The 10,000-nt window shown below is 33.9% G+C and carries 9 protein-coding genes and 1 pseudogene; 2 read left to right on the top strand and 8 right to left on the bottom strand.

The window, feature by feature from the left end:
- A pseudogene (locus LDL23_RS07750) lies at nt 1-674 on the top strand (hypothetical protein); the annotation flags it as partial.
- A 93-nt stretch (nt 675-767) separates the two neighbouring features.
- On the opposite strand, the gene groL reads toward LDL23_RS07750, so the two are convergent.
- The 8 genes from groL to miaB all read right to left on the bottom strand — a co-directional run bounded on the left by groL (nt 768) and on the right by miaB (nt 7,717).
- The gene (gene groL / locus LDL23_RS07745) at nt 768-2,393 is read right to left on the bottom strand and encodes a chaperonin GroEL (protein ID WP_291265185.1); all 1,626 of its coding nucleotides are present in this window, start codon (nt 2,391-2,393) and stop codon (nt 768-770) included.
- Nucleotides 2,394-2,454: 61 nt separating this feature from the next.
- Complete coding sequence (locus tag LDL23_RS07740; protein ID WP_111566014.1) at nt 2,455-2,730, bottom strand: co-chaperone GroES; 276 nt, start codon at nt 2,728-2,730, stop codon at nt 2,455-2,457.
- A gap of 140 nt (nt 2,731-2,870) precedes the next feature.
- Nucleotides 2,871-3,236: a preprotein translocase subunit SecG gene (secG, locus tag LDL23_RS07735; protein ID WP_291265186.1), complete on the bottom strand. Its 366-nt coding sequence runs from the start codon at nt 3,234-3,236 to the stop codon at nt 2,871-2,873.
- Complete coding sequence (locus LDL23_RS07730) at nt 3,236-4,033, bottom strand: tetratricopeptide repeat protein (protein ID WP_291265184.1); 798 nt, start codon at nt 4,031-4,033, stop codon at nt 3,236-3,238. The genes secG and LDL23_RS07730 overlap by 1 nt, the downstream gene beginning before the upstream one ends.
- Nucleotides 4,034-4,047: 14 nt before the next feature.
- Nucleotides 4,048-4,551, bottom strand: coding sequence for an LptE family protein (locus LDL23_RS07725; protein WP_291265183.1), 504 nt, complete (start codon nt 4,549-4,551; stop codon nt 4,048-4,050).
- Nucleotides 4,551-5,810 carry a sigma-54 dependent transcriptional regulator gene (locus LDL23_RS07720; RefSeq protein WP_291265182.1) on the bottom strand — a complete coding sequence of 420 codons (1,260 nt, stop codon included), beginning with the start codon at nt 5,808-5,810 and terminating at the stop codon, nt 4,551-4,553. The genes LDL23_RS07725 and LDL23_RS07720 overlap by 1 nt, the downstream gene beginning before the upstream one ends.
- A 45-nt stretch (nt 5,811-5,855) precedes the next feature.
- Nucleotides 5,856-6,227 (bottom strand): GxxExxY protein, encoded by a 372-nt coding sequence (locus LDL23_RS07715; protein WP_231843154.1) that lies wholly within the window; start codon nt 6,225-6,227, stop codon nt 5,856-5,858.
- Between the two features lie 41 nt (nt 6,228-6,268).
- The gene (gene miaB, locus LDL23_RS07710; RefSeq protein ID WP_291265181.1) at nt 6,269-7,717 is read right to left on the bottom strand and encodes a tRNA (N6-isopentenyl adenosine(37)-C2)-methylthiotransferase MiaB; all 1,449 of its coding nucleotides are present in this window, start codon (nt 7,715-7,717) and stop codon (nt 6,269-6,271) included.
- Nucleotides 7,718-7,970: 253 nt separating this feature from the next.
- Here miaB and topA point away from each other — a divergent pair.
- The coding region (gene topA / locus LDL23_RS07705) for a type I DNA topoisomerase (RefSeq protein ID WP_291265180.1) at nt 7,971-10,000 on the top strand (2,030 nt) is incomplete at its 3' end.

Raw genomic sequence — 10,000 nt, 5'->3', positions numbered from 1 at the left:
ATTTTTCAGCTGCTCCTCCAAAAATGCAATGGAACGGTTACTTTCAATACCAATTTAAAGACCAAGAAAGTAATTTGATGCCTTACATGACAGGAACTTATTTAGGCAAGAAAAAAGTATTTAATATCGGTGCTGGATTTATTTATCAAAAAGATGCCATGTGGAAATTAAATACAGTTGGTGATACTATTAATCACAATATGTTACATTTATCGGCTGATATTTATTATGATGCTCCAGTTGGATCTAAAGGACAAGCTATTAGTGCTTATGCAAGTATTGCAAAATATGATTTCGGAGATAATTATACGCGTAATTTAGGTGTGATGAATCCAGCAAATGGAAATAACAATGCTGCAATTTTAAATGGCGCTGGAAATGCATTTCCAATGTATGGAACAGGAACAACTTTATATGGTCAGATTGGATATAAATTCAAAGAGAATTTAATTGGTAAAACCACTCTTATGCCTTACGCATCCATTCAGAGTTCTAATTTTAATCGATTAAATGATCAAATGAATTTTTATGATATTGGTGTAAACTGGTTATTGGCAAATCACACTTCTAAGTTTACCGTTTCTTATCAAGATAGGCCAATTTATAATACTGCTGGAGACCAAGTTTCTAGAAATGGTTCTGTGATAGCACAATATCAAGTTTTCTTCAATTAGATAGTTTTATTTTTTGTTTTAAGTTAGTTTTAAAAATAAAACCCGATTAGAAAGTTCTAATCGGGTTTTATGTATTTGAGAGTATTGTGAATTTTACATCATTCCTGGCATTCCTCCGCCCATTGGCATTGCAGGACTATCTTCTTTGATGTCGATTAAAGCACATTCAGTAGTTAAAATCATTCCAGCTACAGAAGCAGCATTTTCTAAAGCTACACGAGTTACTTTCTTAGGGTCGATAATTCCAGCAGCTAACATTTGAACGTATTCGCCTGTTTTTGCATTAAATCCGAAATCGTCTTTTCCTTCAGTAATTTTTGCAATTACAACTGAACCTTCACCACCAGCGTTTTCTACAATAGTTCTTAAAGGTGCTTCCACTGCTTTGTTAATGATTTGAATTCCTGTTGCTTCGTCTGCATTTTCTGCTTTTAAGCTTGCTAATGCGGCTTTTGCTCTTACTAAAGCAACACCACCTCCAGCAACAATTCCTTCTTCCACAGCAGCACGAGTAGCGTGTAAAGCATCGTCAACACGGTCTTTTTTTTCTTTCATTTCTACTTCAGAAGCTGCTCCAACATATAAAACGGCAACCCCACCAGCTAATTTAGCTAAACGCTCTTGCAATTTTTCTCTATCGTAATCAGAAGTTGTAGTTTCGATTTGCGATTTGATTTGGTTTACTCTTGCTTTGATGTTTTCAGCGTCACCAGAACCGTTTACAATTGTAGTATTGTCTTTATCAATTGTAATGTTTTCTGCAGTTCCTAACATATCTAAAGTAGCGTTTTCTAATGAATATCCGCTTTCTTCAGCAATTACAGTTCCTCCAGTTAAGATGGCGATGTCTTCTAGCATAGCTTTTCTTCTGTCACCAAAACCTGGAGCTTTAACAGCAGCGATTTTTAATCCACCACGTAATTTGTTTACTACTAAAGTTGCTAATGCTTGTCCGTCAACATCTTCAGCAATAATCAACAATGGTCTTCCTGATTGAGCTACTGGTTCTAAAACTGGTAATAATTCTTGTAAGTTAGATATTTTTTTGTCGTATAATAAAACGTATGGATTGCTTAATTCCGCTACCATTTTATCAGCATCAGTTACGAAATATGGTGATAAATACCCTCTGTCGAATTGCATTCCTTCTACAACATCAACGTAAGTATCTGTTCCTTTTGCTTCTTCTACTGTGATAACACCTTCTTTTCCAACTTTTGAAAAAGCTACAGCGATTAAATCACCAATAGTTTCATCATTATTAGCTGAAATAGAAGCTACTTGTTTGATTTTTTCAGAAGAGTCACCAACAGCTACAGATTGTTTTCCTAATTCTGAAACAATAGTTTCTACAGCTTTGTCAATTCCACGTTTTAAATCCATTGGATTAGCTCCAGCAGCTACGTTTTTCAAACCTTCTTTTACGATTGCTTGAGCTAAAACGGTTGCCGTTGTAGTTCCATCACCAGCTAAATCATTGGTTTTAGAAGCTACTTCTTTTACCATTTGAGCCCCCATATTTTCTAATGGATCTTGTAATTCGATTTCTTTTGCAACAGAAACACCATCTTTCGTTACTGTTGGTCCACCAAATGATTTCGAAATAATTACATTTCTTCCTTTTGGACCTAAAGTTACTTTTACTGCATTTGCTAATGCGTCAACACCACGTTTTAAACCATCGCGTGCTTCAATGTCGAATTTTATATCTTTTGCCATTTTAATTTTTTGTTTAAATGTTTAACGTTTAAATGTTTAAAAGTTGCTGTTTAATCTATGATTAAAGAATTGCGTAAATTTCGTCTTCTCTCATGATTAGGTAATCTTTACCTTCATATTTGAATTCTGTTCCTGAATATTTACCGTATAAAACGGTATCTCCAACTTTTACAGACATAGTGTAATCTTTTTTGCCATTTCCCACGGCTACTACAGTACCTTTTTGTGGTTTCTCTTTTGCAGTGTCTGGAATGATGATTCCTGAAGCTGTTGTAGTTTCTGCTGCTAATGGAGCAATTACTACACGATCTGAAATAGGTTTAATGTTTAATGACATAATTGTATATATTTTGTTTATTAAAATTAATTTGTTGCTTGTTGTTTTTCAGAAATTGTGCCAAAGCGATTTTCTGACAATTTTTCGGTAAAAAAAATGCCAGCACTGACATGCTGGCATTTTATATATTTTATCAATTCTTATTTTGTAGAATCTGTTGCAACTGGTGCTGGTGTAGCAGCAGGAGCAGCTTGTTTTGCAGCTTCTGGAGTTGTTGGAATTGTAGTTGTAGGAACAGAAGTTTCGTCTTCACCTAAAACTTTAGAACCAGATGCAGCTCCATTAAAACTTAAACTAGAAAGTAAAATTAAAGCAATTAAAATTCCACCTAATGTCCAAGTACTTTTATCTAAAAAGTCAGTTGTTTTTTGAACTCCACCTAATTGTTGAGAACCACCAAATGAAGAAGATAAACCTCCACCTTTAGGGTTTTGAACCATAATAGCTAAGATTAATAAAAAACAAACAATTGTTATCGCAATTAAAAAACCTGTGAATCCCATAATTAATTATTATTTTGTTGTAAATTTTTGATTTCATTTATTCGGTCTGCAAAGAAACTACTTTTTTCTGGATATTTCAAAATTAATATTTCATAAGCTTGTATTGCTTTTGTATATTTTTTTTGTTCCAAATATACTTTGGCTAATGTTTCGGTCATTAGATGCGTTGGCTCTTCAACGCTTTTGCTAATATTTGCAGGTGCTTTGGTTGTTTCTTTTACTGGAGCAATTTTTGGATTAGCTTCAATAAATTTATCAATAATGTCTAATTTTTTTTGCTTTTTAGGGTCGTTCGAAGTGTTTTTTTCTTCAATTTCACGTTCAATTGGACTAAATTTGGTCAATTGTAACCATTCTTGGAACGAATGTCTTTCTGAAGGAGTAAAAGGTAAAGGTTTACCTATTTCTAGTTTTTCTTCTGAAGTTGGTTCAATTATTTCTGTTTCTTCTGGAGTTACTGTACTTTCAATTTCTGGCAATACAATTATTTCTTCCATATGATGTACTTCAATATCTAACAATGATCTTTGAATTTCATCTATCTTTTCCTGTTGGATTGCTGTGAAATTATCTGAAGTAATAAATTCAAATAATATAGTCCTATCAGTGGTGTAAGCTGCTGTTTTTTTTAATTCGTAATTGTATCTAAAACTTTCCTGATTGTACAATCCTTTTAAATGTAAAGCTCGTGCCGCTTGAAAATACGGAAACTGTAAAACTACATTCTCTAAAGCAATGGTTTGCTTTTCGTTTATAGTTTCAGGCTTGTTTAAAAGATATGTTAAATCGGTTATATTCAAAATTTACAAATTAATTACCATTTAGCTAATGAATCATTAAAAATATCTTGAGTAATTCGCTCAAAAATAACATCTAAAGCGTTCGTTAATTGTGAACCTACCAATTGTTGATTGGCATCGAAATCATAGTAAAAGGAAAAACGCTTTTCAAAATTATCCTCTTCTTTGTTTCTATTGGTAAATCTTACCATTACACTTATTGTTAATCTATTTTGTGCTGCTCTTTGGTCAGCAGTTGCGGTCATAGGTGTAATACGATAATCGGTAATTTCACCTTCGTAAAGTAATTCACCACCTTGAGACACCAAATTTAAATTGGTTTGGTTTTGAATAATATCTTGAAGTTCTAATGTGAAAGTTCTTTCAATTCCGGGCTCTACCAAAGGTGCATTATTTTGAAAATAATTTACTTGAAAAGTTTTAGCATCAATGGGTTTAGCACCTGTGAAATTATAAACGCCACAACTGTTTAAGATAAATGAAAAAGTAAGTGTTAATATTATGATGAAATATCTCATTATAAATCGTATTGTTTGATTTTTCTGTATAGTGTTCTTTCGGAAATTCCTAATTCGTCAGCAGCCGCTTTTCGTTTTCCTTTATTACGTTCTAAAGATTTCTTGATTAATTCAATTTCTTTCGCTTCTAAACTTAAGGTTTCTTCTTCATCAACGGTTTCGGCAAATAAATAATTTTCATCGTCATCGTCTTCAAATTCTTCCTGAATCAAATTGTTTTGATTCGGAAGCATTTCTACTCTTGGTTCTTCTTCAAAAATAGCATTTTCTTCGGGTTTGCCGTAAATTTTCTGAATTAATCCTTTGTTGGCTTCTTGAACTTTTGAACTTCCGTTTTGCATTAATTCCATCGTAAGCTTTTTCAAATCGTTCAAGTCGCTCTTCATATCAAAAAGGACTTTGTACAAAATTTCTCTTTCGTTACTGAAATCACTTTCCGATTTTTTAGTTCCAATGACCGAAGGTAAATTCGGATTTTCCATTGGTAAATAGGAGAGAAGCGTTTGTGATGAAATCTCACGTTTTGTTTCCAAAACCGAAATTTGCTCAGCAACATTTCGCAATTGACGAATGTTTCCGCTCCATCGATATTTTAAAAGCAATTCAACGGCGCTGTCGTCTAATTTAATGGGGGGCATTTTGTATTTATGCGCAAAATCCGAAGCAAATTTTCTAAACAACAAATGAATGTCATCTTTGCGTTCGCGAAGTGGTGGCAACATAATATCAACCGTACTCAATCTATAAAATAAATCTTCACGGAATTTGCCTTTTTCAATTGCATCAAACATATTGACATTCGTAGCCGCTACAATTCGAACATTTGTTTTTTGTACTTGCGATGAACCTACTTTTATGAATTCGCCATTTTCCAAAACACGTAATAAACGTACTTGAGTAGTTAAAGGTAATTCGCCAACTTCGTCCAAAAATATAGTTCCGCCATCAGCTACCTCAAAATACCCTTCACGAGTATTAGTTGCTCCAGTAAATGAACCTTTTTCATGACCAAAAAGCTCACTATCAATGGTTCCTTCGGGAATAGCACCACAGTTTACTGCAATGTATTTTCCATGTTTTCTATGCGAAAGTGCGTGAATAATTTTTGGAATACTTTCTTTTCCAACACCACTTTCACCTGTTACCAATACCGAAATATCCGTTGGAGCTACCTGAATGGCTTTCTCCACGGCACGATTGAGTTTTGGGTCGTTCCCAATAATTTCAAATCGTTGTTTTATAGCTTGTACTGATTCCATTTTTTTATTTTTTTTGCCACGGATTAAAGGATTTTCACGGATTAATTAAAATACTAATCTTTTATGTTGTAGTGATTTGTTTTGAAAATTCACCAATAATCCAATTTCTGATTCTGAAAGTTTCATATAATTCAATACTTGTGCAGTATGTTCTCCTGAAAATTCTTTTACTGCTTTTACTTCTAAAACAATATCTTCATTTACAATGAAATCAGCATAAAATTTATGTGGTAATATAACTCCTTTATATTCGATTGAAAATTCTTTTTCTCTCTCAAAAGGAAGATTATTTGCTTTAAATTCTATCTCTAACGCATCTTTATAAACTACTTCAAGTAATCCTGGACCAAGATTTCTGTGAACTTCCATACAAATACCAATAATTTTAAAAGTTTCTTCTTCTCTATAAAGTCCCATATTGAAATCCGTGTTAATCTTTTAATCCGTGGCTTATATTTTTAGTTCATTACAGTTGAGTAACCAACCGCTTCTCCAATTAAAGTTGCAGCGGTACAATCTGTGATTTTTACTAGTACGAATTCACCTACTTTGTAATTTTCTTTTGGAAAAACCACCACAGTATTTTGAGAATTTCTTCCGCTCCAATGAGCATCAGAACGTTTTGATTCTTTTTCAATCAATACTTCTACTTCTTGACCAATGAAACGTTGCGTTCTTTCTAAACCAATTCTTTGTTGTAAGTCGATGATTTCATTTAAACGTCTTTTCTTCACTTCCTCTGGAACGTCGTCTTCCATTTTTCTAGCAGCTAAAGTTCCTGGGCGTTCTGAATACGCAAACATAAATCCGAAATCATATTTTACATATTTCATCAAACTCAACGTATCTTGATGATCTTCTTCTGTTTCTGTTGGGAAACCAGCAATCATATCTTGCGATAATGAAATATCTGGAATAATTGCATATATTTTGTCAATCAACGCGATGTATTCTTCACGCGTGTGTTGACGATTCATTTCTTGTAAAATTCGAGTACTTCCACTTTGAACAGGTAAGTGAATGTAGTTGCAAATGTTATGATGTTTCGCCATAGTTTCAATTACTTCTACATGCATGTCTTGCGGATTCGAAGTTGAGAATCTAAAACGCATTTTTGGAAACAACGTAGCACATTTGTCTAATAATTGCGCAAAATCAACCGCAGTAGCTTTTTGCATCTCGGTTGCTTTATCGAAATCTTTCTTTAAGCCACCACCATACCAAAGGTAGCTATCTACGTTTTGTCCTAATAAGGTTACTTCTTTAAAGCCTCTATCGTATAAATCTTGAATTTCATCATAAATACTTTGTGGTTCACGGCTACGCTCACGACCACGTGTAAAAGGAACAACGCAAAACGTACACATATTATCGCAACCTCTGGTGATTGAAACGAAAGCATTAACTCCGTTGCTATTCAAACGAACAGGTGAAATGTCTCCATACGTTTCTTCTTTCGAAAGAATTACGTTGATAGCATCTCTTCCTTCTTCTACTTCCGCTAATAAATTGGGTAAATCTTTGTAAGCATCAGGTCCAACAACCATGTCCACAATTTTCTCTTCTTCTAAAAACTGACTTTTCAAACGTTCCGCCATACAACCTAAAACTCCAACTTTCATTGAAGGGTTGATTTTTTTAACCGCATTGTATTTTTCTAAACGTTTACGAATCGTTTGTTCCGCTTTATCGCGAATAGAACAAGTGTTTACCAAAACCAAATCAGCATCTTCTAGATTTTGAGTGGTATTATATCCATTTTCATAAAGAATAGACGCCACGATTTCGCTGTCCGAAAAATTCATTTGGCAACCATAACTCTCTATAAAAAGTTTTTTTGTATTTCCTTCTTTTTGGTCAAGTACTAAACTTTGACCTTGTTTGTTTTCATCAATTACCTTTTCCATATCAAAGATTTCCATTAAATCAGTCCGCAAAGATAATACTAAATTATAAAATCTGACAAGATGGCAGAAAAGGTTTAACATGAAATTTTAAATTATTTTTTTCTCTATTTCTAAGTAGCCGTTTTTAGTGGATTTTATACCTATATATATAGGAGTAATTTGACCGATATTTTGGTTAATTGTAGGTAAAAAAATACTCAAGATGTTAAAATTTAAAAAAAACCTATACTTTTGCGGTTCAAAAAAACATGAAATGGCAAAGAATTTAGTAATCGTTGAGTCACCAGCTAAGGCAAAAACCATCGAGAAATTTCTAGGAAGTGAGTATCAAGTAGAGTCGAGTTATGGGCATATTGCTGACTTGCCTTCAAGAGAAATAGGAGTAGATGTAGAAAATGGTTTTAAACCGAAATATGAAGTTTCGGCCGATAAAAAAGCATTGGTGACCAAATTAAAAGGATTAGCTAAAAATGCCGAAATGGTTTGGTTGGCTTCCGATGAGGACCGTGAGGGAGAAGCAATTTCTTGGCACTTATCTGAAGAATTAAAGTTAAAACCAGAAAAAACAAAACGTATTGTTTTTCACGAAATCACGAAAACAGCTATTCAAAAAGCAATCGAAAATCCAAGAGGAATAGATTATAACTTAGTAAACGCACAACAAGCACGAAGAGTTTTAGACCGATTAGTAGGTTACGAATTATCGCCAGTACTTTGGAAAAAAGTAAAAGGAGGATTATCAGCTGGTCGTGTGCAATCGGTTTCAGTTCGTTTGATTGTAGAACGTGAGAGAGAAATTCAAGATTTCAAACCAGAAGCGTCTTACAGCATCACAGCAGAATTTACTAACGAAGCTGGAAAAACATTCAAAGCAAAATTACCTAAGAACTTTGCAACTAAAAAAGAAGCAGAAGATTTCTTAGCTAAAAATATTGGTTCCTCTTACAAGGTAGGAGATTTAGAAACCAAACCTACAAAAAAATCACCAGCAGCACCATTTACTACTTCAACGTTGCAACAAGAGGCAGCGAGAAAATTGTATTTGCCTGTTGGAATTACCATGCAAATTGCACAACGTTTGTACGAAGCCGGACTTATTACTTACATGAGAACGGATAGTGTGAATTTATCGCAAGAAGCTATGGCAGCAGCTCAAGCTGAAATTACAAGTTACTACGGAAAAGAGTTTTCAAAACCAAGAAACTTCAATACCAAATCAAAAGGAGCACAAGAAGCGCACGAAGCGATTCGTCCAACTGATATGTCAAGACATACTGTAGATATCGATAGAGATCAAGCACGTTTGTATGATTTGATTTGGAAAAGAACTTTAGCGTCTCAAATGAGCGATGCGGAATTAGAGAGAACCAATGTAAAAATTGAAGCAAGCAATCATTCGGAAACATTTACAGCAACTGGAGAAGTTATTAAATTTGAAGGTTTCTTAAAAGTGTATTTAGAAGGGCATGATGATGATGAAGAGGAACAAGAAGGAATGTTGCCAGCTTTAAAAGTAAACGAAAAACTTACCAATAATTATATCACGGCAACGGAACGTTTTTCGCGTCCGCCAAGTCGTTATACTGAAGCTTCTTTGGTTAAGAAATTGGAAGAATTAGGAATTGGTCGTCCGTCAACATATGCGCCAACTATTTCTACTATTATCGCTAGAACTTATGTAGAAAAAGGAAGTTTTGAAGGTCAAGAAAGAAAATATAACCAATTAATGTTAAAAGCTGGTGAAGTAAAATCGCAAGTTTTAACGGAGAATGTTGGATCAGATAAAGGAAAATTAGTTCCAACCGATATCGGAATTATCGTGAATGATTTCTTGGTGAAGAACTTCAATACGATTTTAGATTACAATTTCACGGCTAAAGTGGAGCAGGATTTCGATGAAATTGCAGAAGGAAAAGTAGATTGGGCTAAAATGATGAACGACTTTTACAAACACTTTCATCCAAATGTAGTTGATGTAGAGAAAAATGCAGATAGAGAAAGTGGTGAAAGAATCTTAGGAGTGCATCCAGTTTCAGGAAAACAAGTTTCGGTTCGTTTAGGAAAATATGGAGCAATGGCTCAAATTGGTGATATTGATGATGAAAACAAACAATTTGCGAGTTTACGTCAAGATCAAAATATTGGAAATATCACTTTGGAAGAAGTATTGAACTTATTTTTACTTCCAAAACAATTAGGTACTTATAAAGGAGAAGAAATTGAAGTGAACAATGGTCGTTTTGGGCCTTATGTTCGTTTTGGTTCTCAATTTATCTCATTACC

The sequence above is a fragment of the Flavobacterium sp. genome, assembly GCF_020217025.1.
Taxonomy (GTDB): Bacteria; Bacteroidota; Bacteroidia; order Flavobacteriales; family Flavobacteriaceae; genus Flavobacterium.
The sequence above is the reverse complement of the archived record's forward strand: the minus strand, read 5'-3'. Positions and strand labels throughout refer to the sequence as shown.

Excerpts from the sequence above, each read along its gene's own strand:
- groL (WP_291265185.1), bottom strand. The coding sequence starts at position 2,393 with ATGGCAAAAGATATAAAATTCGACATTGAAGCACGCGATGGTTTAAAA.
- LDL23_RS07740 (WP_111566014.1), bottom strand. The coding sequence starts at position 2,730 with ATGTCATTAAACATTAAACCTATTTCAGATCGTGTAGTAATTGCTCCA.
- LDL23_RS07725 (WP_291265183.1), bottom strand. The coding sequence starts at position 4,551 with ATGAGATATTTCATCATAATATTAACACTTACTTTTTCATTTATCTTA.
- LDL23_RS07720 (WP_291265182.1), bottom strand. The coding sequence starts at position 5,810 with ATGGAATCAGTACAAGCTATAAAACAACGATTTGAAATTATTGGGAAC.
- LDL23_RS07715 (WP_231843154.1), bottom strand. The coding sequence starts at position 6,227 with ATGGGACTTTATAGAGAAGAAGAAACTTTTAAAATTATTGGTATTTGT.
- miaB (WP_291265181.1), bottom strand. The coding sequence starts at position 7,717 with ATGGAAAAGGTAATTGATGAAAACAAACAAGGTCAAAGTTTAGTACTT.